Consider the following 26,258-nt stretch of genomic DNA (forward strand, 5'->3'; position numbering starts at 1 on the left):
ACCGGGACGCGGTCACTTGGCCACGAGGGCGGCCGCTCGCTTGGCCTTGTACCAGGCCCTGAGCGCCTTCTGCTCGGCCTCCGTCGCCGGCTTCTTCGGCGCGAGCATCCCCCAGGTGTCACCGAGCTTCTTCACGAACGCGTCGGCGAAGTCCGTCTCGGTGCCGGCCGGCTTCTCCTTCCCGAACTCCTCGGCGAACGTGTCCAGCCTCTTGAGCAGAATCGGTGTCAGCCAGCCTTCGAGCTGCTGCTGGGCCGACAGCTCGCCCGGGATCCTCTTGAAGAGGATGTCCTTCCCGTTCGGCGTCTTCGTAAGGGTGTCCGTCGAGAACGGCTGAGCGTCCGAGTAGCCGTACTTGATCCACATCTTGAGGGGGTCCGTCCCACCCGCCGGCGTGATCTCCCGCTCGTTCCTCGACACCTTCTTCGGCGTGCTCTTCTCATAGCCCACCATGAGCATCATCTTCGGGAACCTCTTCTGGAATCCGTCGATGACCGCCTTGCAGCTGTCGCAGGTGCCGCGGTTGGAGAAGACCGCGAGCACGCCCGCCACGTCCGGATCACCCGACCTCGGGTAGCCCCACTCGGCCATCTTCTCGTACGCCGCCTCGACCGCGTGCACCTCGGCATCCTTGACCTGGGTCCGCAGCACGTCCCTCGACGAGTTCAGCTCCGTCTCCGACTTACCCGCGGCCGTCCACGTCTTGACGACCACCTCCTTGCCCCAGGTGACGGCGTCCTGGTACGTCGTGAAGTCCTTGAGCTTGTTCTCCTGCTCCTTCCACTGCCGCGTTCCTTCCTCGCTCTTGTCATCCTTGAACACCGCGTTGTGCCCGGCGACGTCCGTCACCCCCGGGAACTGCTTCGGGCCGCTGTTGAAGTCCTCGGGGGCGATCCACTTGCGGTCGCCGACCAGCAGACCCACGGCGGCGAAGGTGGAGTCGACCTCGTTCCTGCGCAGCGCGATCGGAACGAGTTCCGCCAGGAGGCGGCTCTCCGGGGGATCGACGGCGAAGGAGTGGGCACCGGAGAGGATCTGCTCGATCCGCAGGCTCTCGTCCTCGACGGCGGGTCGGTGCGGGTCTCCTCGGTGCGTGGGCTCCTCCTGCACGGCCCGTCCGGTGTGCCGCACCCGGTAGCCGGACGGTGCCGCGGCCGCCTTCGGCTCCGGGTCCGCGTCGACCAGCAGGTGGGCGCCGAGCCGTTCGACCTCCGGCTTCGCCTCGGCGGGCGCGTCCTTGGCGATCGACAGGCGCAGCCAGCCGCCGCCCTCGACCAGGACGGGACGGTTGTTCCGGTCGAAGCCGACGGTGCTGCCCACCACCAGGTGACCCGGTCCGCTCGGCTCGACCCCGTGCTCCCCGAGCGCCTTGGGCACGAACCAGACCGGCCCGTCGGCGACGTAGGCCCGCAGGTCGAGGCCGGGCAGCCGGCGGTGCAACTCGCCCAGGAATTCGGCGGCGTAGGAGTCCTCACCGCCCCTGGCCAGCGAACAGGACGCCAGCTGCAGCGGCTTGTCCTCGTCCCAGATCTTCCTCTCGTGCAACTCGACGAAAAGGTCGGCCAATTGGTGCGGCTCAAGAGCCGCACCGCGCCAGCGTGGCCGACCGTCGGCGCCGGTGTGCATCGCCAGGGTGAAGAAGCGCTCGTCGGCGGGGAAGCGCGCCAGGGTGGCCGCGATCCGCTCCCGGTCCGCGGGGGACGCCGACGGGTCGTCGAGCCAGTGCGCTCCGGACGCGGGGTCGTGGTGGACGGAGTCGAGCAGCTCGGCGGTCAGGTGCTCGGCGGGGGCGGACACCGGGTGCGGGACGGGTGCCGGGTGCGGGACGGGTGCCGGGTGCTCGGCAGAAGTGTGCGGCTGCGGCTGCGCGGGACCGAAGTGGTGGGCGTCGGGCAGTGGCCCGCCCTGCTGGTCGGAGCCCTGGTTCAGGTCGAGGTTGAAGCCCAGGTCCAACTCCGGGCCCAGGTCGGCACCCATGTCGAGGTCCAGGCTGGAGAAGTCGAACGCGGGGCCCAGGCCGAAGCCCCCGTCCATGTCGAAGTCCTCGGCCGCCCCGGTCCCCAGGTGCAGGCCGCCACCCATGTCGAAGTCCTCGTCCACCCCGGGGCCCAGGTCGAGAACCCCGTTCATGTCGAGGCCGAGGGCCATCGGGGCGGGCCCGGGGCCGCCCGGCGGCGGCTGGTTCGCGGCGTTCGGCTGCGGGGTGAGCTCGTTCGCCATCTCGGGGAAGAGTTCGTTGACCAGTCGGCCGAGCCGGCGGCTCTCGGCCTCTGTGGCATGTGCCGCGAGGTCACGCACGCCCTCCCTGCGGAAGGAGTCCTCCGCGGCCTGGAAGTCGTGCCCCATGGCAGTGAGGTTGTCGATCCACGGCAAGCCGTAGGCATGGCGCTCGGTCGTGAAGGTCACCGGAACCCCGTGGGGGTACCCGGTCTGCTCGTTCCTGGCCTCACCCCGCGCCTTGACGCCCTGCAGGTAGGCTCCGACCGCCTGGAGGCCGTGTCCGATGTCGTGCAGCTGCGCCTGATCGACGTTCATCAGGTTCATCCACTGCTCGCGGGTCAACGGCCCCCTGGCCAGGGCCGGATCGAGCACCCTGTCCTCGGTTCCGCCGTCCGCCCGCTCCAGCTTGACGACCGCCGCCACGTGGAACCACCACTGGACCGGCCGCTCCGCGCCGGCGAAGGCGCCATGGGCGTTCGCCGAACTGACCGTGAGCGCGTGGTGGGGGCCGCTGAGGTTGACGAAGACCTTCTCGTTCGCGATGCCCAGCTCGGTGAGGCGCATGGCCATCAGGTGGGCCCGGTCGGCGCACCCGGTCTCGGGATGGTCGTAGGGAACCGGGGTGAGCACGCCCTGCTCGTTGACGAACTGGAGCGCGGCCATGTCCCTGAAGACCTCGTTCAGCTGCGGCCCGGTGAGGGCCGGCCGCTCCAGCGCCTCGGCGCCGAGCAGGTACGAGTGCACGAACGGCAGCTCAGGCAGGGCTTCCCGGGCGGCGTCGGCCAGCGGCCTGCCGTGCAGACCCTCGTAGGTCCGGGACAGCTTCCAGAGCACGGGCAGGTTGCGGCGGACCGGGCGCAGCAGGCGGAGCAGGTCGCCCCGGTCCCGCGCCTCGATCGCGGTGTGCAGGTGTCCGGCCAGTGCGCCGTGGTCGGCATCGCTGACCGGCACCCCGCGCAGGCCGTCGAGCGCGAAGGTGTGCGTCAGCCCGAGCAGTTCGGAGACCGAGTCCCAAGCCTGGGCGGGATCGGAGCCCAACTCCCCGTCCTGCGCGGCTCGCGCCAGCCGCTCGGTGAGTGAACTGCCGTGGAGCTCCCGGTGGACCGCCTCCAGCTGGTCGGCGTTCCCCCGGCTGCCGCCGAGGCTGTCCAGCAGGAGGTGGACGGCGGTGGTGTCCAGCGGCGATCGGCCCAGCAACTGGTGGAGCTGCCCGGCGAGGTCCCGGGCCACGGCGGGCAGCATCAGCCGCTCGGCCGGTGCCGGGGCGACCGCGGGGTGCGCGGGGGCGGCGCCGGCCGGTGGCGGGCCCGCCTGGAACTGCACGGTGCCAGGGATCTCGGGCTCGAAGTCAGGATCGGAGTCAGGATCGGAGTCCCATGCGGAATCCGCCTCGGGGTCCGGCTCGGACCCGGACCCCCACGCGGACCCGGAGTCCGTCGGTTCGTGCTGGTCAGGTGCCTCCGCGAAGCTGGGCGAACCCCCGGTCGCGGTCATCTCCTCCCGCGCCGCGTGCCGGTAGCCGGCGGGCAGCTCCTGCGCGACCTCGCGCACCGGCGCGGTGGCACTGTCGAACTCCAGCCAGTGCCCGTCCGGGGTGATCGCCGGCCGGCCGTCCGCACCGAAGCCCACCCGGCCCACCATCGCGGCCGACACCAGGTGGCCCTCGCCGCCCGGCAGCACATCACCCGTACCGTCCACCTTCGGCAGGAACCAGACCGGCTGGTCCGCCGCGCGGGCCCCGACGTGGATGCCGTGCTTCGCCAACTCGGCCAGCACCTGCGGCACATAGGTCCGGCCGTTGGTCGCGCCGAGCCCGCAGGAGACGAACTCCAGCCGGTCGGTGCCGTTCCACACCTTGTCGTTGCGCAACTGCACCAGGATCGCCGCCAGGTCCTCCGGCCGCAGGGGCCGGCCGTCCCGCATCGGGACCCCGGTCCTCGGGTCGGTGTGCATCGCGAGGATGAAGGTGTGCTCGCGCACCGGCAGGTGCGCCAACACCTGGCGCACCGCCTCGTCACCCTCCGGCGACCCCGAGGAGCTGCTGATCCAGCGCCCGTTGGCCGGGCCGCCGAAGTGCGCCAGCGGCAGGCCGACGTGCTCCGCCGGGTCCAGCGGACCGAACTCGTGCGACGGGGTCGGCTCCGGCGCGAGCAGCCTGGCGGGCACCGACTGCTCGGAGAGCCACCAGCCGCCGTCGTGGCCGATCGGCGCGGGCCCGTCCTCGTGCAGCTGCAGCAGGTGCGCGACGCTCGCCGGGAGCGTGACCACGAGGTCGGGCCCCTGGCTCTCCTTGCGGGTCAGCGTGACGCCCTTGACCAGCTCCCGCAGGTCCTCGCGCCCCGCCAGGTAGCTCAGCGCGGCGTGCCAGACCAGTTCGGGCTGCGGGTGCTGGGAGATCGCGGTGTGCACCTGGGTCAGGTGCAGGTCGCCGTCGCGGTTGTACAGGTCCCGGACCAGGGTGTGCACCACGCGCTGGGTGAACTCCAGCGTCTCCTGGGCCGACCAGTCCCGCGGGGCCTCGAAGTCCTCCGGGTCCAGCCAGCTGCCGTCGGACTCCATGCTGATCTTCGTCTGGTCCAGCGCGGGCAGGTCGAAGGCGCTCGCATAACCGAGCTTCTTGGCCACCGACGGAACGGCCTCCGGGCCGGTCCGCAGCATCACCGAGTTCCGCCGGACCCTCATCTGCGGGTTGATGTGGAAGGCCTTGTGCATCCACGGGAGCGTCTCGTGGTAGAGCTCGGTCTGCTTCTTGTCGTAGTTCGCCCGCAACTCGTCGCGGAGCGCGAGGATGTACGGGTGCCCCTTGGGGGCGACGAAGGCGGAGTTGCCGAAGGTGCCCACCTTGCCGCCCTCACCGGCCTTGGCGTGCACGGCGAACGCCGCCTCGGTGCGCGCGGTGCCCACCAGGTCGTCCAGACCGGTGATCTCGTTGTCGCCGTCGCTGTAGAGACCGCCGAACTCCTCACCGATCACCAGCCGGAAGGCGTCACTGGCCGCGGCCTTGCCCGGTCCGGTCTGCTTGGCCAGCTCGGTCAGCACCTCGCGGTGCAGGCTCATCGGCCGCTCGCTGTGGAAGACCTCGAACGGGTTGACCAGGCGGATGCCCTTCTCCTGGGCCCAGCCGAGCATCCACCAGGCGTCGGCCTGCAGGGGATCCGCGGGCTCCTCCGTCAGATCGCGCACGGCCTCGAACCGCTCACGGGGCACATCGGTCCAGAGCACGAAGGAGGCTTCGCCTCGGAGCCGCTCCGCCGCGTCCCCGTACTTGTTCCAGAAGCTGCCCGAGGGCCCGTACTCACGGAACGGGCCGAACCAGATCGCGTGCACGACCTTGGGGATCTCCACCCGCGGGGAGGTCAACGCGGGCACCTCGGAGCCCGGCGCCCAGTTCGCGCTCTGCCGCTCGTGGACGGTACTGGCGCTGCCGGGATCCACCTGCCACTCCGGCGCTGCCGGGTCCATCACGGCGGCGTGCGGGCCTCCGGCGACCATGTCCATCCGGTCCAGGAAGTGGACGACCTGATCAGCCGTCAGGCCGCTGTAGTCGTAGGCCCTCCCGGTCACCGGATCGGTCAGGAAGGCCGGCACCGGGCCCGGCTCCAGGATGCCGAACAGGTCGGTGCCGAGCGGCCCCGGCGGGGCCAGCTCCCGGATGTCCGGCACGGTGGTCGAGCCGGTGAGGTCGTCCAACAGCTCGTGATCGTGCTGGTACGGCACGGTCCTGTCGCGCTCCGGCAGCGCGAACTGGTAGGCGCCGGGCAGCTGCTGGTGCGGCTGGGACTGCGGCTGCGGTTCCTGGTGCGACTGGGGCTGCGGCTGCGGCTGCGGTTCCTGGTGCTGCTGCGGCTGCTGCGCGGGTGCCTCCAGCTGGTCGAGGAAGTCCTGCAGCCCGTTCCAGTCCGCCTCGACCTGGGCCCGCTCGTCGCGCCGGCGCTCGGCCTCCAGCGCGTGTGCCTCGGCCGTCTGGACGCCCACCGTCCTGAAGTACTCGTCGGCGGCCCGCAGGTCCGCCTCGCGCCGGCCGGGGAGACCGTTCTGGAGCCACGGCCTGTTGTAGCTGTGCCGCTCCGTGGTGAAGACGGTCGGGACGTCGAAGAGGTAGCCGGTGTCGGGTTCCGTGTTCAGCGGCTGGTAGTCCCCTCCGTTCATCACGAAGTTGTCGAGCGCCAGGACGTTGTGCTCGGCCACGGCCTGCAGGTGGGCCAGCGTCTCCTGGTAGCTCTCCCCGACCCTCATCGTGTCCTGCGGCTGGATGCCCATCAGGCCCAGCCACTCGGCGGTGGTCAGCGGCCCGGTGCCGAGCGACGGGTCGATGACCATCTCGTCGGGTGCCTGCCCCTCGTGCTCGACCTGGATGACCACGGCGACGTGGTAGCGCCATTCGACCGGCAGCGGCGCACCGGGCAGGGCGCCCTCGGCGTGCTCGGACTGGGCCGTCAGGCCGGTCCCGTCGGAGCGCAGCAGGTTGACGAAGACCTTCTTGTTCGCGACGCCCAGCCTGGTGAGGTGCATGGCCATCAGGTGGGCCCGGTCGGCGCACCCGGTCTCGGGGTGGTCGAACGGAACCGGCCTGGTGACGCCGTGCTGGTCGGTGAAGTGGAGGTCCGCCATCCGCTGGAACACGTCGTCGGCCTGCGCCCGGGTCAGGACCTGGCGCTCCAGCGCCTCGCCGCCGAGCAGGTAGGAGTGCAGGAACGCGTCGGGGAAGCCGCCCTGGGCGTGGTCGGAGAGGGAGGTGTGGTGCAGGTTCTGGTAGGTCTCGGAGAGCCGCCACAGCACCGGCAGGTCGCGGCGCAGCGGGCGGATCAGCCCGAGCAGGCCGTGCTGGTCCCTCGCGGTGATCGCGGCGTGGATGTGGCCGGCCAGCGCCGCGAACTCGGCGTCGGTCGAGGGCACTTCCCGCAGCCCGTCGAGCGCGAAGGTGTGCGTCAGCCCGAGCAGGTCGGAGACGCTCTGCTGCGCCACCGCGGGATCGGCCCCCAGCCTGCCCTGGTGCGCCGCCTCGAAGAGGGTCTGGCTCAGCGAGGTGCCGAAGTCGCTCCGGTACCTGCGCTCCAGCACGGCCACGTTGCTCGGGTCGCCGTCGAGGCTGTCCAGCAGGACGTAGATCCGGGAGGGGTCGAGCGGCTCGGTGCCGAAGGTGCGGTGCAGCTCGGCGGCCAGGTCGCGCACGGCCGCGGGCAGCATGCCCCGCACCACGGCCGCGGCGGGGTGCGGGGGCTGCACGGGGTGCGTCGCGGGGTGCGCGACGGGCCCGGCGACCGGGGGCGGGTCCAACTGGAACTCGGAGGTGCCGGGGATGTGGGGCTCGTCGTCGTCACCGGGGGCCTGCGCGGCGGGGTGCTCGGGCTCCTGGTCGCCGGGCGGCAGGGGGTCCACGGGCGGCAGGGGGTCGACCGGCGGCCGCTCCTCCTCGGCGGTCAGCGGGTGGTCGTACAGGACCGAGCCGTCCTCGCTGAGCGTCTCGATGTCGGCGAGGTAGCGGTGGGGCAGTGCCTGGGTGGGCGCGGTGACGACGTCCGCCATCAGCCCGCTCGGCCAGGACTTCGCATCGGTGCTGCGGAAGAGCGACAGGTCGCTCTGCTTCTCGTCGGTCAGGCCCGCGTAGTGCAGGAGTTCGTGCAGCACCACCGCGTCGCTGTGCGCCAGGTCCAGGTGGTGCTGGTCGGCCCGGCCCGGCCCCTTGCCGCTCGATGACGGCGTGCCGGTCAGCTCGATCGCCTCCCGGTGCGCGGGGAGGTGGCTGAAGGAGACGTCGAAGTGCAACTGGTCGCCGGAGCGCGGCAGCAGATGACCGACGTTCAGGTGCCGGTCGACCAGCCCCCGCACCCGCTCCTGGAATCCCTGGAGCCGCTCGCGCGACATCCCCGTGCCGAACCTCACCGGCAGGTGGAACGAGATGTTGCGCACCCAGCGCCCGTCGTCCGCCTGGATCCGGCGCACCGTGTTGCGGACGTAGACCATCCGCCCGTCCAGCTTCTTCGGCGGGAACTCCTCGACCCTCTTGGCGCCCGGCTCGACCTTCTTGATGCCCGGCTGGAACCGCTCGGTGTGGCGCACCGCGAACGGTGCCGCCCCGCGGCGGGCGCGCCACTGCGCCGGGGTGACCGGACGCGGACCCGGGTGGCTCCAGTCGGGGCCGTCCTGGTCATGGGTGAACGGGACCCCGGTCTGCTCGGAGGCCTGCGCGGACGGGTGCTGTGAAGCGTCACCCATGTCGACGTCCATGCCGGCCCCCGGCTGGGCGAGGTCGAGCTCGTCGAGCCAGGCGAGGTCCATCGGCTCGTCGCCGAGCGGCGGCAGGGCGTTGCCGTGCTCGTCGTAGAACGTGGTGATCGGCGGCAGGGCGTTGCCCTGCTGGTCGTACGCGGTGAAGGTCAGCTGCACGAGATTGCCCTGCGCGTCGTGGACCACGACGCTCGTGTGCGCGGTATTGCCCTGCGCGTCGAAGGCCGTGATGGTCAGCGGCAGGGTGTTGCCCTGCTGGTCGAACTCGGTGAGGACCGACTGCGTGGGGCCGCCGTGTTCGCCGAATTCCGTGGCGGTCGTGCGCACGGTGTTGCCCTGCGGCCCGAACTCCGTGGCGGTCGTGCGCACGGTGTTGCCCTGCGGCCCGAACTCCGTGACGGTCGACCGCTGCCGGCTGCCCAACTGGTCGAAGGCCGTGACCGTCAGCTGCACGCGAGCGCCGTGCTGGCCGAATTCCGTGACGGTCGACTGCGAGGGGCCGTACGCGTCGAAGTCCATGACGGTCGAGCGCACGGTGTTGCCGTGCTCACCGAAGACCGTGCTGGTCGACTGCACGGGATTGCCCAGCGGGTCGTAGCCGGTGACGGTCTGCTGCTCCGTGTTGCCCTGGTCGCCGTACTCGGTCGTGGTCGACCGCGCCGGGTGGCCCTGCTCGCCGTAGACCGTGCTGGTCGACCGCACGATGCCGCCGTGCACGCCGTGGACCCTGGAGACGACCTGGACGCGCAGCAGGGGGTTGCCCTGGCGGTCGTAGATCGTGGTGGTCGGCGGCTCGGTGCTGCCCAGCAGGCCGGAGCTGTCGTCGACCCGGGCGAACAACCGCCGCTGGGCGGCGGTGCCGGCGGCGGCAGCACCAGGGACGGAGCCGTCGGAAGCGGCGGCGGCATGGGTGATGACGGTGGTGGCGTTCGCGCCGTGGGTGGTGAGGGTGCCCGCGGTGCGCGGCAGTTCGGTACCGATCAGGTCGAGGACCTCGGTCTCGGTGGCCACCGGCGGCTGGAGGACCCCGCCGGCCGGCGGGTCGCCGGCGGGCTGGTGGAAGGCGGTGCTGGTGCCGCTCGGCTCGATGGGAACGCCGTGCCGGTTGTAGACGATGGTGGTGGCGGCGGTGGACAGCAGGGGGACGCCGTGGGTGTCGTAGAACGTCGTGGCGGTCGTGGTGGCCGGCCGCAGCGGGTTGCCGTGATGGTCGAAGAGCAGCGTGGTGGCGGCGGCCGGCAGCAGCGGGTCACCGCGGTTGTCGAAGAACGTGCTGGTGACGGCGACCGGCCGCAGGGCCTCGCCGTTCGGACCGTAGAGCGTGTTCGCGCCCGGCGGGACCATCTCGCCCTGCGCGTCGAAGAGGTTGCCGGGCACCGGCAGCGGGCGGTTCTGGAGCGTGGTGGTGGCGGCGACCGGCCGTGAGTCGTCGTCATCGCGGGCGTACCGCGCGGTGTCGGTGGTGACGAGGGTCAAGGGCTGGAGGCCGCTGTCGCGCAGCACCACCGGCGGTGCGGTGATGGCGGTCCGCACCAGCCTCCTGATCTCGACCTCTCGCGCGGCCTGCTCGGTGGCGGCGCGGCCCCGGATGTCCCACTCGAACCTGGCGTCCGCCATGCTGTGGTAGAGCCGCTGCGTCTGGCCCGCGTGGTCGAGCACCGGCCTGAAGTAGACGTGGTTCTCGGTGGTGAAGACGGTCGGCCGGTTCAGGGGGTACCCCTCGACGGTGCCGTCCGGGTGGTCCTGGGCGAACCGCTGCAGGCTCGCGACCGCTTCGTCGTGGGACTCGCCGATCCGCTCGCCCCCACCGGCCCCGATGGCCTGCATCCACTCGGCCGTGGGCAGCGGGCGCTCACGGTCGACCGACGGGTCGAGGACCAGCTCCACGGTGTTGCCGGCGGCGTCCCGCTCGTAGACGACCACCGCGACGTGGTAGCCCCAGACGATCGTCCCGGGTGCGTCCGGCAGGGCTTCCCTGGCATGGCCGCTGTCGACCCTCAGGCCCTGCACCCACTGCGCCGTGGTGCCGGTCCGGTAGGTCGCGAAGATCTTCTTGTTGAAGACGCCCTGACCGGTGAGGTGCTCGGCCATCAGGTGCGCCCGGTTGAAGCAGCCCTCCTCGGGGTGCTCGAACGGGACGTCGAAGGTCGTGCCGTTCGAGGTGAAGGTGAGGCTCCGCACCTCGTCGAACCGCTGCTGCACCTCGTGCGGCGCGCTGGTCTGATCCGGTGTCAGGTGCTGGAAGGGCGCAACCACGGGCGGGTGGTGCCCGGGCGCACCGGGCTGGGCGGGCGCGGGGTGCGCCACCTGGGACGTCCCGGCTCCGGGGTGCTCCGGGGGCGGGGGCGGGCCCTGCTGACCGGCCTCGCCGGGCCCGGGGTGGCCGGCACCACCCCGGCCGAAGCGGGTCGCCGCGGGGTCGGGGTCGACGATCGGATGTGCCTCGTCGGCGGGCTGCAGATGATCCGCCGCGCGAACGAGCGGTGTCACCACCAGGTCGCCGTTGGCGGGCACCGAGAGGCGCAGCCAGTCCCCCCGCTGGTCGACCCGCGGCACGCCGTTGGCGTCGAAGCCGACGTTCTCGGCCACCACCATGGGCCTCGGGAGCCCGCTGACGGGGTCCGGCCTCATCACCCAGACCGGTCCGGAAGGCACGTCGGCCTCGAACACCTCGTTCGGGCGCCGCTTCTGCAACTCCCTCAGCACGTCGGCGGCGTAGGAGCGCGCGTTGCCCGCGCCCACGCCGCAGGCCACGAAGCGCAGCGGGCGCCCGTCCCAGACGTCCGGGCCGTGCAGGGCGAGCAGCGCCTCGGCGAACTCACCCGGCAGCTGCGGCCGGCCGCGCCAGGTCGGCGCGCCGTTGTCGGTCGTGGCGTGGTAGGCGATGGTGAGGTGGTCCTCGTCGGGCGGGATGTGCCCGATCGCCTCCGCGGTCTCGCGATGACCGGCCTCGTCGATCGACGGGTCCTTGAGCCAGTGGACCCCGTTCGGCTGGTTCGCCGTCCGCATGGCCTGGGCCATGGCCTCCACCGCGCCGCCGGGGTCCTCCGCGGTGAAGGACATGGTGCGGTGACCGGGCACCGTGACCAGCCGGGTGTCCGTCTTCGGGATCTCCAGCTCGATCGGCACCAGGCCGCGCTCGGTCCGCGTCCTGGTGCCCTCCTTGAAGGTCATCTCGACCTGCGCGTAGCCGGAGTAGCGGGCCATCGGACTCGGGAACTTGGCGTTGGCCACGGTCCTGCCGCCGGTGGCCGCGGCCGGCCCCTCGCGGAAGCGCTGGGAGAAGCCGACGCTGCCCAGCGCGGTGGCCTCGTTGCCCCCGCGCAGGTCGAACTGGGCCCCGCCCTGCACCTGCCCGCCCAGCTGCCACCAGTCGAGCCGGATGTGCTGCCCGCCGCTGGAGCTCTCGTTCGCGGGGCTCAGCTGGGCGCTGTTGTTGTCGCCCGTGTACTCCAGCTCGACGACCTTGATCGAGGCGGTGACGTCCGTGTCGGTGACCAGCCTGCGGTGGCCCGAGGAGGGGGTGGCGATCTGCTGGCCGATGGCCGGGTCCTGCCCGGCGGCGCGCTGCTCGCCACCCTCGACGGGCGCCTCACGCTCCTCGGGGCGGGCGTGGCCCCGGGTGGCCGGGCCGAACTGGGAGGAGAGCATGGCGTGGCTCTGCGCGTTGCGGGCGAGCCCCTGGATCTTGTCCCAGGTGGACTCGCCGAAGAAGTCGCGCCCGAACGACCTCAACACGTCCTGCACGCCCGAGGAGTCCTCCAGCCAGCGCAGCACGTCGAGGTTGCGCAGGCCGTCGCCGAAGACCTCCGCCGGCGGCACCTGGACGTTCTTGTCGGGCAGCTCGACACCGTCCTGCTGCCCGGCCTGCCCCTCCTGCTGCCGGTCGCGGGCCCCGGTGACCCGGGAGGTCTCGGTGAGCACGTCGATGCCGAGCTCGGTGGTGATGAGCGAGCGCTTGTAGTAGCCGAACCGCACGACCCCGTCGGCGGCCGCGCCCTTCACCCACTCGGCACCGTCGGCGACGGCCTTGCGCACCTGACCGAAGACGCTCCCCGGCGGCGCCTGGTCGGCCCGGGAGCGCCGGTCCTGGGAGCGTCGCACCCAGTCCGGGAGCACCTGGTCCGTGCCGGCCACCTTGACCAGCGGCCTGCCCTCCAACCGGATCTTCAGGCGCACCGTGCCGCCCAGGACGCCGGCCGGGTACTTGGCCTTGACGGCCATGCCGGTGACGCCCGACGAGCTCTGCTGCTCCAGGTGGTCGGTGCCCCACGCACCGGTCAGGCTGCCGCCGACCACGGCGATCCCGAGCGGGTCACCGCTGCCCTGCGCGCCGACGGTGATCGAGTTGCCCTTGCCGCCACCGGTGTTGGTCCCACCGTCGGAGCTGGTCAGCGAAGTCTGGGCGCTGGTGCCGAGGTTGAACTCGGCCGTCCCCGCCGCGCCCTTCTCCCTCAGCTCCGTGATGTCCGCCGAGACCCAGGCCTTGACCCCGCCGTGCTCGACCAGGATCTCGTGGCCCGCCGTCATCGACTTGAGCTTCGAGTGCAGACGCTCGAAGTCCAGCTCCTCCGTCAGCTTCTTCGCCATCCCCGGCCAGCGGGACCCGAGGACCTTGCGTCCCTGCGACTCCAGGCTGTCGACGACCACCTTGGCCTCGTGCTGCCCGGCCGGTACCTCGGTGCGCGTGATGGTCTCGGTCCAGTGGGTGATCAGCCCCTGCACCGCCTCAGCCGCCTCAGGACGCGAGGCGATCCGGTTCAGCCCCTCCAGGACCGTCAGCGCCTCACGCCGCTCCAGCGGGACACCGGTGCGCGAGGCCATCCCGTTCAGCACCCGCGTGAGCTCCTGCACCTCGGTGCGCGGAAGCATCTCGTTCCAGTGGTCGACGAGCCCCTGCACCTGCTCGCGCGCCGCCGGCTCCTCGATGCGCGAGGCGATCGACTTCAGCCGCTGCAGGACCGTCAGCGCCTCGTGCCGCGCCGTCGGCCCTCCGGCGCGGGAGTCCAGCCCGGTCAACGCCTCTCCGAGGGCCCGCACCTCCTGGCGCGCCTTCCGCCGCGCCTCCTGTTCCACCGCCAGCCGTTCGGCGGCCGAGGCAGGCCTGCTCAGCCCTCGCGTGAACTCCCGCACCGCACGCTGCCCCGCCAGCGCCTCGACGCGCTCGGCGATTCCGTTCAGGTCCCCCGTGAGCCGCTGCACCGCGAGCCGCACCGCCGGCGCCTCGGTCCGCGAGGCGATGCCGTCCAGCTCCCCCGCGAGCTGCCGCACCGGCCCCCGCTCCAGCGGCGTGTGCGCGAAGACCCTGGCGACGATGTCGGAGGAGCCCAACCGGTGGTTCAGCTCGGGGGCGAGGTTCGCGCCGTCCGCGTCGGTCAGCTGGTCGCTCCGCGTCAGATCCCGGTGCGGCACCGCGATGGTGGCGGTCACCGCGACCGGCTCCCGCACCTCGTTCGGGCGCCTCGGTGCGAGGAGCCGGCTCCGCGTGCTCGGCCGGAACTCGACGCTGAAGTTCGCCTGTCCCTTGAACAGGTCGGCCACCTCGACGGCCTTGGCCCGGCTGCCGGTGCCGCCGGTCCGGTCGACGCTCAGCCCCCGCACCGAGTCCGAGGTGCGGGTGTAGTCGGCGCTGACGCTCGCGTGCGGCACCGTGGCCTTGAACGCGAGCTTCTTGCGGATCCGGGTGAGCTTGTCCCAGGTGAAGCCGACCGAGGTGCGCTGCTGGCTGCCGAGCTCGAACTCGAAGCCGGTGACCTCCTCCTGGTGCCTGAGGTTGTCGAGCCGGGCCTTGACCACCACCTCGCCGCTCCAGCCGCCGTGGTCGACGGCCACCTTGATCTCGCCGCCCCGACTCAGTCGGCCCAGCTGCGACTTCAGCGCGAACGGGTCCAGCCGCTGGGCCAGCCGCCCGGCCAGGTCCTCCGGCAGCCTCCCCAGCGGTGCCAGTGCCGTCCTGACGGTGCTCAGCACCCTGCTTTCGCCGGCACCGAGGCCGACCAGCACATCGGACTGCCCCATCCGCCCCGCGGCCAACCGCGCCGGGGGAGCCACCGCGGACGCGGCCGGGGCGGGTGGCTCGGCGGTGACCCGACGGGTGAAGACGCCGTTCGTCCCCTGGCCTTCCGCACCCTCCGGGTGGGCGACGGTGAGTTTGTGCTCCAGCCCGAATTCGGCGTGCAGGCGGAACGGGTCCAACGTCACGGTGCGGCCACCGGCGGTGACGGTCACCCGCAGCTCGACCTCGGAGTCGTACAGCTCCTGGCCGCTGCGGAACTTGCCGCTGGCGTAGCTCTTGGTGGACTCGCCGGCCCGCCAGCCGTCGCGGTCGCGGACCTCGCCGCTGACCGAGGGGGTGATCTGAAGGGTGTCCTTGAACGGCTTGGCCGCCTCCTCCGTCGGCGCCTCCTCGTGCAGCAGGACCTTGCCGCCGACCACACCCTGGAGGCTCTTGCTGTCCGAGAGGAGACGGCGCTCCGACTCGACGGTGCTGCTCTCCCGCACGGTGTTGAGGTCGGCAGTGCCCTGCGGCCGGATGTGCCTCATCTCCCGCACCCGGGCGACGACCGAGACGTGCGCGTCCTTCAACGGCCCCTCGGTCACCTCCTGGGTGCGCAGCGCCACATCGCGGGTCATCGCGGTCAGATGGGCGGAGACGGCCGAGTGCGAGAAGGTCTGCAGGATCTCCGCGCGGACCTCGCGCCACGCCTCCTCCCCGCCGAACAGACCGGGGCCGACCGCGTCCAGGCGGGAGTGGAGCGGTGCGATGTCCCGCAGGTCGCGGACGGTGGTGGTGTCGGGCAGGCCGGGGTCCGTCTCCGTCGTCGGGTAGTCCCAGCCCTCTGGCGTGCTGGTCCACAGCTGCTTGGGCGGGCTCGGGTACGTGGCGACGACCTCGTCGGCCTCGCCTGCCTGGTTGGCCTCGCCTGCCTGGTCGGCCTCGATCGAAACGTGCTGGGTCGAGGCCGACGACGCTGCAGCCGACAGCTGGGTCAGCTCGACGTCGTTCGGGTTCATCCCGATCGGCGCCTGCTCGATCTCGGGTTGCTCGTTCTGGGGCTGCTCGTTCACGACGCGCGGCGGATCTTCGTGCGTGATGAAGACCGGGGGCGCGATGGGCTCGCCGGCCGCGTCCGTGGAATCGGCGATCCTGGTCTCCGCCGCGTCGATGATCGTGCGGAAGCCCAGCGTGGCCTGCGCGTCGCCACCACCGGTCTTGACCACACCGAACCGCGAGGTCTGACGGAACTCGATCTGCAGCTTGGCCGTACCGTCGAAGAGCACGGCAGCAGCCGACTTGATCTTGCTGGTGAGCGCCAGGTCGTCACCGGTGCCCTTCAGGCGCACCTTGTCCCGACCGAACTGCCCGCCGCCGGTGGCACCCGCGGTCCCCGTGCCCTTGTAGCCGTTGCCACTGGCCGGCAGCGGCACCTGCAGCGTGTCGCTGCTCACGACCTGCTCCGTACGAGAACGGGAGGTGCCGGTACCGACGTTGAACTCGGTCTCCCCCAGCCCGTCCACCGGCGCCATCGTGTCGATCGTCGCCCGCTTGAAGGTGATCACCGAACTCGGGCGGTTGAGGCCACCACCGGTCGTGCGCTGGTCGGCCCCCGGCCCTCCGGCGGTGTTCTGGCCGGCGCCCGACACCCGGTCCGCGATGTCCCCGGGCAGACCGGTCAGGCCGTCCTTGCCCAGCAGGGCCGGCCCGACCAGCTCGACGGAGAGCTCCTGACCCGACATCAGGCCCTTGAGCTCCTGGTGCAGGGTGACGAGATCGACCTCGGCGAGCAACTTGTCCTTGAGCTCGGGCCACTGGTCGCCGAAGAAGGTCCGGGCCTGATCCTCGAACTCGGAGACGAACTCGTCGAGCGGACGCCGCGCGAAGAGGTCGGGCTGCTCGTTCCCGGGTGCCTGCTCGGTCTCGGTGTGCTCGGTCTCGGGTGCCTCGGCGTGCTCGGGGTCGCGCCTGGGCACCCAGACATCGCTGACGATGTGCGGACCGGCCAGCCGGCGCTGGAGCCTGACCTGCTCGGGACCGTGGAAGTACGGGTTGCGGCCGGCCTGCCGACCCGGCATCTCGCGGGCCGGGACGGCGACCACGCCGGAGAGTTCCAGCGGTCCCCGAACGGGCGGCACCGTCTTCCTGGCGACACGGAGGTGCTCGGAATCGAGGAACTCCACCGAGAGCCCGAACTTGGTGTTGAAGAGTGCGGCCAGCTCGCTGGTCTTGCCGCGGGCGATGGTCCGGCTGGCATCGGCGCTGCTGCTGCCCCGCGTCCAGCCGTGCTGGTAGGTGAACGCCTCGGTGAGATCGCCGTTGCTGCCGAACTTGAACTTCGCCTGCGTACCCAGGCTCAGCTGCCGGAGCTGGTCCCCGGTGACGCCCACCGAGGACTGCTGCTCCGAGCCGTACTCGAACTCGAAAGCGGCGACCTCGTGGTCGTACGTGGCCTCCCTGACAGCGGCCCGCACCCGCACCGTGCCGGACCAGTTGCCGGCCGCGAACGGAACGTCCCAGACATCGCCCCGGGAGAGCGCGGACAGCTTCGGCTGCAGGGTCTCGCCACCGAACAGGCCCTGGGCCAGGGTCCGGGCGGCCGCCTTGTCGCCGTGCAGAGCCTCTGTGAAGCGCTCGGTGAGGTCCGTCAGGACGACGGCCTCGTCGTGATCGAGGCCGAGCAGCACATCGTAAGCGGCGAGCTGGTGCTGCCCGAAGCGCTCGGGCGGCCTGAGCGCGGGATCGGGATCGGGATCGGGGTCGGGGTCGGGCTCGGTGTGGACCGCCTGCTCCTGACCTGCGGGCAGGATCTGGGAGGCGGCGGGCTGATCCTGCTCGTCCTGCTGCTCGTCGGTGTGCTGCTCCTCAACGACGGTGTCCTGCTGCTCCTCGGAGTGCTCCTCCTCGAAGACGATTACCTGCTGCTCGTCGGTCTCCCGCTCCTCAACGACAGCGTCCTGCTGCTCCTCGGAGTGCTCCCCCTCAACAGCAACGTCCTGCCGCTCATCGGCGCGCTCCTCCTCAACGGCAACATCCTGCCGCTCGTCGGAGTGCTGCTCCTCAACAGCAACATCCTGCCGCTCGTCGGAGTGCTCCTCCTCAACGACGGTGTCCTGCTGCTCGTCGGTGTGCTGCTCCTCAACGACGGTGTCCTGCTGCTCCTCGGAGTGCTCCTCCTCAACAGCGACATCTTGCCGCTCATCGGTCTCCCGCTCCTCAACGACAGCGTCCTGCTGCTCCTCGGAGTGCTCCTCCTCAAAGACGATTACCTGCTGCTCGTCGGTCTCCCGCTCCTCAACGACAGCGTCCTGCTGCTCCTCGGAGTGCTCCCCCTCAACAGCAACGTCCAGCCGCTCGTCGGCGTGCTCCTCCTCAACAGCAACATCCTGCCGCTCGTCGGCGTGCTCCTCCTCAACAGCAACATCCTGCCGCTCGTCGGAGTGCTCCTCCTCAACGACGGTGTCCTGCTGCTCGTCGGGGTGCTCTTCCTCAACAGCAACGTCCTGCCGCTCGTCGGGGTGCTCTTCCTCAACAGCAACGTCCTGCCGCTCATCGGAGTGCTCCTCCTCAACGACGGTGTCCTGCTGCTCCTCGGCGCGCTCCTCCTCAACAGCAACATCCTGCCGCCCATCGGCATGCTGCCGCCCAACAACAGCGACCAACTCCTCGACAGCAACATCCAACTGCTCCTCGGAGTGCTCCCCCTCAACGACGGTTACCTGCCGCTCGTCAGAGTGCTCCTCCTCAACAGCAACATCCTGCCGCTCATCGGAGTACTGCTCCTCAACGACAGTGTCCTGCTGCTCCTCGGCGCGCTCCTCCTCAACAGCAACATCCTGCCGCTCATCGGAGTGCTCCTCCTCAACGACAGTGTCCTGCTGCTCCTCGGCGCGCTCCTCCTCAACAGCAACATCCTGCCGCTCATCGGAGTGCTCCTCCTCAACGACAGTGTCCTGCTGCTCCTCGGCGCGCTCCTCCTCAACAGCAACGTCCTGCCGCTCATCGGCATGCTGCCGCCCAACAACAGCGACCAACTCCTCGACAGCAACATCCAACTGCTCCTCGGAGTGCTCCCCCTCAACGACGGTTACCTGCCGCTCGTCAGAGTGCTCCTCCTCAACAGCAACATCCTGCCGCTCATCGGAGTACTGCTCCTCAACGACAGTGTCCTGCTGCTCCTCGGCGCGCTCCTCCTCAACAGCAACATCCTGCCGCTCATCGGAGTGCTCCTCCTCAACGACAGTGTCCTGCTGCTCCTCGGCGCGCTCCTCCTCAACAGCAACATCCTGCCGCCCATCGGCATGCTGCCGCCCAACAACAGCGACCAACTCCTCGACAGCAACATCCAACTGCTCCTCGGAGTGCTCCCCCTCAACGACGGTTACCTGCCGCTCGTCAGAGTGCTCCTCCTCAACAGCAACATCCTGCCGCTCATCGGAGTACTGCTCCTCAACGACAGTGTCCTGCTGCTCCTCGGCGCGCTCCTCCTCAACAGCAACATCCTGCCGCTCATCGGAGTACTGCTCCTCAACAACGGTGTCCTGCTGCTCCTCGGCGCGCTCCTCCTCAACAGCGACAACCTGCCGCTCGTCGGTCTCCCGCTCCTCAACGACGGTGTCCTGCTGCCCCTCGACCGTATGCTGCTGCTCCTCGGCGAGCCGGTCACCCTCCTCGGCCGCTGCCCGCTCGCGCTCAACGGCGGCGAGCCGGTCACGTTCCCGCTGCTCCTCGGCCGCCTCACGCTCGCGCTCCCGGGCGGCCAGATGCTCCACCCTCTCAGCCGCCAGCTGCTTCCGGCGCTCAGCCGCGAGCCGCTCCCGCTCTTCGTCTTCCAGCCGCTGGGTCTCCCGGGCGGTCTCCTGAGCTGCGACGCGCTCCTGCTCGGTCGCCGGCCGCGCCTCGGACTGAGAGTGGGTCCGGTCCTCCCCCTGATCCCCCCGACCAGTCAACTCCTCATCAGTGAGCGGCTGTTCCTGACCTTCAGTGGTGACCGGCGCCTGCTCCCGCGACATGTTCGGCTCGGCGGGCGGGTCGGGGTGCTCCGCCACTTGTTCGACCGGCGTGTCGGCGTCCTCGTCTCCGGAGCTCTCCTCCTCGGTGGTGTGCTCGGTCCCCCCTCCACCGAAGCGGACGGCGCCCCTGGTCTCCTCGGGGACCTCCTCCGGGGTCTTCACCTCCTCGTAGTCCGCCGGAAGAACTGACCGCTCCGTCTCGGTCTCCCGCCGGTTGGAGCTGAACTCCACCCAGTGGCCGACACCGGAGACCACGACGTGCCCGTCGGCGGTGAAGCCGACCTTCTCCGCCACCACCAGGTCGCCGGCTCCCCCGCCGTCCCTGGGGACGAACCAGACCGGGCCGGTGGCGGCGAGGGCGTCGATGGACAGGCCGTGCCTGTCGGCCAGGCCGTTGACCACTGCGCGGACGTAGTCCGAGTCGAAGGTGCGGGCCAGACCGCAGGCGACGAATCGGATCGGGGTCTGGCCGTCCCACCGGTCAGTACGCGCCAGTTCGTGGAGCATCGTCACCAGCTGGTCAGCGGTGTACCTGGGACCGCCCGGGCCGACCTCCATGGCGATGACGAAGTGGTCATCGTCCACCGGGAAGTGGGGCAGCGCCTCCTCCATCCGGGCGCGGGCCGCGTCGCTCATGTCCGGATGGGGGAGCCAGAGGTTGACGCGGCCGGCCAGCGGGTCCTGGTGGTTCGGCGGGGCGGCGTTCAGGACGTCCTCGATCGAGACGGACAGCGCCGCCTGCTCGGGGCGCGCGACGTGCTGCTCGACCGGCGGGGTCGGCTCGGCCGGAGGCTTCAGCCGCTCCTGGTGCGTGGCGGTGTTCTGCGGCGCGGTCGTGCGACTGCGCCGATCGGTCGACGGCGGGTCCTGGCGCGGCGGGTCGATCGGCGGGTCGACCGGCGGCACCTTCCCCCGCTGTCGGTCCCGCGGCGGAGTGTTCGGCGGGCCGGGCTGCTTCGGCTCGACCGGAGGCTTCCGCACCGGCGTAGGCGCCGGATCCGTCTTGGGAGCCGTCTTGGGATCCGGCCGCGACGGCGACTCCGACTTGGGCTGCTGCGTCGGCCCCGACTTCGGCTCTTCCGTGGGCCTCGGCTGCCCCGACTGCCCCGACAGCTGCGACTGCTCGGACTCGGAGTGCGCGGTCCGGGTACGGACGGGCCGCGGCACCTGAGGGGCGGCCCCGGCGGTCGCCGTGACCGTCTTCGCCGACTGCTGCTCCTCCCGCTGCTGTTCCTGCTGTTCCTCCCGCTGCTGCTGTTCCTCCCGCTCCTGCCGCTGCCGCTCCTGCTCCAGTTCCTGCTGCTCCGTGGTCACCGACTCCGTCGGCACCCGCTGCACGGGCGGCGCCACGGACTCGGACTCGGACCCGGACCCCGACTGCTTCGGTTCCGCGGGCCCGTTGCTGCTCGTCTTCATCGGCGCCGGCTTCGGCGCACCGCCGTCCCCCGCCCCGGCGTTCGACGTCGAACTCTTCTCGTCGCCACCGGTGGTGGCCGGACGGCCGGACCTGCTCGCCGACCCCGAGGACTTCGACGAGCCCGACGCGCCCGGCGCCCGTGATGTCCCGTCTCCCTCCTCGGGCTGGGTGTCGAACCTCGGCCGGCGCATGGGGAACGGCGTGGGGTGCCCGCTCATGTTGCCGATCACCGAGAGCAGGGTGAGCGGGTGGAGCGGACCGTAGTACTCGTCGTCGCCCTCCTTCCAGTTCGGGTCGGCCAGCTTCTTGGTCGCCCACTCCTTGTACCGCTCGGCGATCGGGTGGGTCGCCCGGTGCCCCATGTCGCCGAGGAAGCCCATGCCGATGCCGGAGACGAAGGTCTCCCAGGTGATCGAGAAGGTGTGGTCGGGGCCGAAGGTGAGGTTGTAGAAGCCCTCGGTGAGGCTGTTGGTCACTCCGGACTTCAGGTAGTTGCCGATCGCGGCGCCCAGCTTGAACAACGCGGTGTCGCCGCCGACCCGGTCGAGCAGGCCTGGCACCTGCTTGACCAGCTCTCCGATCGCGCCGTCGTGCAGTCCGGAGGAACCGAGCGAGTCCTTGATCGCGGTCTGCAGCGATTCGAGCCCCTTCGCGCCCTGCCCGCCGTTCTCGGCCAAGGCCTTGGCGAAGCCCTGGCCGAGTTCCTTGGCATCGTCCTTGCCGACCAGCTCACCGAGGTGCTTCTCGAAGGTCTTGCCCATGTCGGTCTCGAAGCGGGCCACCGCCGTGTCGCGGAGTTCCCGCAGGCTGCCGTTGAACCCGCTGCCGAACTCGTTGGCGTAGCGGCCGATCGTCTGGCCCAGCTCCTCGCCGAAGGCCTTCGCGGCGTCCTTCTCCAGCCACACCTCGCCGTCCTTGGTCGCCTGCGAGAGGGCGCCCTCGAACACGGTGACGGTGCTCTCCGCGATCGACGCCGCGTCGTCGACGAGCGTCTCGGCCAGGCTCGCGGTCTCGCTCGCGGCGTCCTCCGCCTCCTGCTCGGCCTCCTTCGCGGCGTCCCTGGTCGCGCTCTCCTCCGCGCTCCGCTCGGCGGTCTCCTCGGCGGTCTGCTCCGCCGTCTCCGCCGCGGTCCTGGCCGCCGTCCGCTCGGCGTTCCGCTCGGCGGTCTGCTCGGCGGTCTCCTCGGCGGTCTCCTCCGCGGTCCTCGCCGCCCGCGCGGCGCTCGCCTCGGCGCTCTCCTCGGCGCTCTTCTCCGCCGAGTTGAGAGTGTCCTTCCCGACGGTCGAGATGCCGCTCTTCTCCAGCGTCGCCAGCGAGTCCTTCTCGAAGGTCGACAGCGTGTCCTTCGCCAGCCCGTTGGAGACATCCTCGAACGCCTTGCCGAGGTCCTTGCCCACGTCCTTGCCCAGGCTCTTGCCGATCGCGCCCTTGAAGATGCTGCCGATCTTGTCCCCGAGCAGCTCCAGCGGTCCGCCGACCAGGCCGTTGAGCGCGCCGAACTCCAGGGCCTGCAGGGTGGACTTGGTGTCCCAGTCGCTCCACTTCTTGTGGCCTTCGGCGATCTGCGCGATCTGGATGATGGCGTCCAGCGCGACACCGCCGGCGATGCTCATGAAGGTGTGGATGGCGATCCGGTCCAGGAGCCAGGCGAAGATCTTGCGGATCACCCCTTCCGCGATCAGCTTCGCGGCGACGATCTCGCCCATCGACGCGCCGCCGGTGAAGGGCAGCATGGCGATCGCCCAGGCGATCTCGGCGGCCAGCTGGACCAGCTGGGCGATCGTCATCCACTTCGCGTACTCGACCTGGTTGGCGGTGTCGTACGCGGTCTTGGACAGGTCGGCGGCCTGCTTGCCGGCCAGCCCGAGGTAGTCGTCACCGCCGCCCAGACCGACCAGCTGACTCATCGTCCCGAAGAACGCCGTGGCCGCCTGGCCCTCGAACTGGCCCTCGAACTGGTTGACCATGGACTTGATGTAGTCCTCCAGCTGCGGCATCTCCTGGGAGACCTTCAGGTAGTCGTCCGCCGCCGTGCGCAGGTCGTCCTCGTTCGCCTGCGGCCAGCTCATGCCGGTCACGATCGAGAACAGCTTGGCAAGCCCGCTCGGGATCATTATCGCCATGTCGGCACTACTCCTGGGTGTCCATCAGCTCCTGAGCGGCCGGCCAGGAACCGTTGCTGCGTCGGTCAGGACCGCCTCTGTCGTCGGTCAGGACCTGTTGTCGCTGTCGGTCAGGACCCGTTGTTGTTGTCGGTCAGGTCCTGGTCGGTGTTGTCGAACAGGGCGGTGGTCTGCGTGCCGCCGTCGACCGCTTTGTCGATGGTCGTGCGGGCCTGGGTGAGCAGGTCGGTGAGGTCCTTGGTCGGCTGGTCGACCGTCGCGTGGTACTGCTTGCCGATGTCGTCCGAGCCGGCCGAGTTCTTGTTGAACTCGTTGATCTGGTTGACCTGGTCGAGCATCGAGTTGAGCAGGTCGGACATGTTGCCGAACTGGACGAACTTGGTCTTCAGATCCGACAGGGCGGTCAGGTTACCCACGGAACTCCTCCTGGCGTCCGCGGAGTCGGCGGGCCTCGGCCTCGGCGTGGCCGGGGCGCATCGCCTGGAGCGGGGCGAGCAGTTCGTCGAGTTCGGTGCCGCCGGTCATCGAGGTGCGCAGCAGCTCGCCGAGGCCCTCGAAGGAGCGCATCGACTCGGTGACCTTGGCGCCCATGTCCGCGCGGGCCTCGTTGAGCACGTCGGTGAGGAGGCCGGACAGTTGGGCGGGGGCCATCGAGCGGTAGGCGGTGGTGTGGAAGGTGAGCGAGACGACCTGGCCCTGCGCGCCGACCACGGCGGTGACCATCCGGTCCTTGGAGGTGACCGAGGCCGTGCTCTCCTGCAGCTCCCTGGTGGTCTCGGCCATCTTGGCCTGCTGTTCGCGCAGGGCCGCCACGGCCTGCTCGATCTGGTCCGCGAAGGGGGACGCCGACATCTCGTACCTCTCGATCTGGCAGCGCGCACCGGGCCCGGGGACACCAGGCCCGGTGCGCGCGGCGCACGGGTCGTCACTCGGTACCAACGGCTGCGAGGCCGGGCACCGTTCAGCGACCGGACGGTTCAGCGGCCGATCACACCGCCGACCGCCCCGCTCTCGGTGCCCCAGACCTCCTCGTCCTCGGCCAGCCAGGTGGTGCGCTGCCGCTCCTGGTTGCCCTGCTGCTGCCCGCCCATGCCGCCCATCCCGGCGCCGGGCATCATCGGCATGCCCGAGCCGCCCGTGGTGGAGACCGAACGGCCCATCATCTGGGCCTCCTCGGCGGCTTCGCCCGCCGCCGCCTCCCCGGCGACCTCCTCGCCGGGGACCTCCGAGGTGCCGGCCGCACCGGTCGGGAACTGACCGGACTGGGCCAGCGACCGGTCGGCGTACCCGGTGGTGCCCTGCAGCAGCGTGCCGCCGACGGTGGGCGCACCGGGGCCGCTCGGAATGCCGCCGCCCAGCGAGAAGTCACCGGAGCCGGTGCCGAGATCGGGCTCGAACGACTCACCGGTGTAACCGGAGCTGGAGGAGGTCGAGTTGAACGACCCGGTACCGGGCCAGTCACTCCCCTCACCGGTGTAACCGCTGCCCGTGTATCCCCCGCCGGTGTATCCGCCGCCGGTGTATCCCCCACCGGTGTATCCGCCGCCGGTGACGGGGGGGTTGATCGAGGCCTGGTCCAGCGCGTGTTCCTCGTCGGCCAGGTACTGGGCCTGCTGCGAGATCGGCTTGCCGTTGCTGTCAAGGACCTTGCCGTCCTTGCCGATGGTGGCCTTCTTGCCGAGGTAGACCGGGTTGCCGCCGGCGTCCAGCAGGAGCTTGCCGTCGGGGCCGTTGACGGTGCCGTCCGCGTTCAGGGTGGAGCCCGGCGGGACGCTGAACGGGGCGGACCCGGACGTCGTGCTGGAGCTGGGGGCGCCCAGCTTGCCGCCCTTCGGCACGTACTCCGGCTTGCCGTCCGGGCCGAGCACCGGCTTGCCGTCCGGGCCGAAGACCTCGCCGTTGGCGCCGATCGTCGAACCGGCCGGCGCGGTCAGCGGCTTGCCGTCCTTGCCGGTCACCGGCTTGCCGTCCTTGTCGAGCAGCGGGACGGTGCTGCCGCCCCCGGCGCCCGGCGGCGTGTAGCTGTTGCCGCCACCGCCGTTGACGTGGCTCGGCGGCGGGGGCAGGTGGGTGGTGTCGCCACCCGGCGGGGTCTTGCCGGTGTCGCCACCCGGCGGGGTCTGGCCGGTGTCACCACCCGGCGGGGTCTTGCCGTCGTCACCGCCCGGCGGCGTCTGGCCGGGCGGGGTCGGCTGCGAGACCCCGGGGGTCTCCGGGGAGATCGTCGACAGCGCCGCGTCGACGTTCGAGAGCGCCAGCGCCAGCGCGCCCATGGCGTTCTTGGCGGGCACGTCCAGGGCGTTCACCAGGTGGTCCAGCCAGACCTGCTTCCCGTTGTCCTCGACCGTGTGCCAGAAACTGTCGGTGGTGATGTCCACGTTGTTGCTGGAGTAGGTGGGCGTGCCGTTGCTGCCCGTGCCCACCGTCACTCCGCTGGAGAGCAGGGCGGCCAGTGCCTGGGTCAGGCAGCCCGCCGGGTAGGCCAGGCCGTCGGGGGCCATCCGCCAGTTGTTCCAGGCGTCCCACAGGGCCTGCGCGGCGGTGACCAGCGCGGTGCCGGCGGCCTCCAGCATGTTCTCCAGGTTGCTCTGCGTCCCCACCGCGGGCGGGTTGAAGTTGCAGACCGAGAACCAGAGGTCGCCGAGGTCCTTGGAGTAGCTCTCCAGGTACTCCTTGAACTTGCCGGCCGCGCTGCCCTGCAGGTCGCTGTCCGCCACGTCGATCTTGTCGGTCCAGCCTTTGATCGTCCCCTGCAGCTCGGGGATCCAGTTGCCCAGCTTGGCGATCATGTCGCTGGCCGCGAAGAAGCTCGGCTGCGACACGTAGTCGTTCTGGTGGGGGGCGTTCCTGAGGACGTCGAGCAGCGGCCCCGGATTCAGGTCGAAGTGCAGGTACTTGCTGTTGGCCTTGTCCCGGTCCCACTCGTCCCAGTTGCCGACGGCCCCCACCACCACGTAGTTGCCGTCGGAGATCGGACCGCTCGACACCCACCAGAGGCTGAAGATCGGCGACAGGCTGTCCTTGTCGATGCTGTCGGAGGCCTGCTGGATGACGTTGTGGCTGCTCATCCAGTTGTACGTCCCGGTGGCGGCCGCTTGGTGCCGATCGACCAGCGGCAGGTCACTGCGCCCGGCTCCGACCATGGTCGTCAGCGCTTCCTCCCACGTGATGGCGCTGTTCACCGGCGTAGTTGGTGCGGACATCCGAGACGGCTCCCGATTCGACTGGTGCGGCTGGTACGGCTGGTACGGCTACGGAGGGAG

Annotated in this window: 4 protein-coding genes; all 4 read right to left on the reverse strand. The window is 70.8% G+C overall.

The window, feature by feature from the left end; genetic code table 11:
• Positions 1 to 12 precede the first annotated feature (12 nt).
• Positions 13 to 22,995 carry a protein-glutamine glutaminase family protein gene (locus OG455_RS09875; protein WP_266292198.1) on the reverse strand — a complete coding sequence of 7,661 codons (22,983 nt, stop codon included), beginning with the start codon at positions 22,993 to 22,995 and terminating at the stop codon, positions 13 to 15.
• 110 nt (positions 22,996 to 23,105) lie between these two features.
• Positions 23,106 to 23,411 (reverse strand): hypothetical protein, encoded by a 306-nt coding sequence (locus OG455_RS09880; RefSeq protein WP_266292200.1) that lies wholly within the window; start codon positions 23,409 to 23,411, stop codon positions 23,106 to 23,108.
• Complete coding sequence (locus tag OG455_RS09885) at positions 23,404 to 23,847, reverse strand: YbaB/EbfC family nucleoid-associated protein (protein WP_266292202.1); 444 nt, start codon at positions 23,845 to 23,847, stop codon at positions 23,404 to 23,406. Before OG455_RS09885 ends, OG455_RS09880 begins: the two co-directional genes overlap by 8 nt.
• 125 nt (positions 23,848 to 23,972) lie before the next feature.
• On the reverse strand, positions 23,973 to 26,198 hold the full coding sequence (locus OG455_RS09890) for a hypothetical protein (RefSeq protein ID WP_266292204.1): 2,226 nt from the start codon (positions 26,196 to 26,198) through the stop codon (positions 23,973 to 23,975).
• Positions 26,199 to 26,258 lie beyond the last annotated feature (60 nt).

The sequence above is a fragment of the Kitasatospora sp. NBC_01287 genome (genome assembly GCF_026340565.1).
Lineage (GTDB): Bacteria > Actinomycetota > Actinomycetes > Streptomycetales > Streptomycetaceae > Kitasatospora.

Bases quoted from the DNA above. Each gene is read 5' to 3' on its own strand.
- OG455_RS09875 (WP_266292198.1), bottom strand. From the start codon at position 22,995: ATGGCGATAATGATCCCGAGCGGGCTTGCCAAGCTGTTCTCGATCGTG.
- OG455_RS09885 (WP_266292202.1), bottom strand. From the start codon at position 23,847: ATGTCGGCGTCCCCCTTCGCGGACCAGATCGAGCAGGCCGTGGCGGCC.
- OG455_RS09890 (WP_266292204.1), bottom strand. From the start codon at position 26,198: ATGTCCGCACCAACTACGCCGGTGAACAGCGCCATCACGTGGGAGGAA.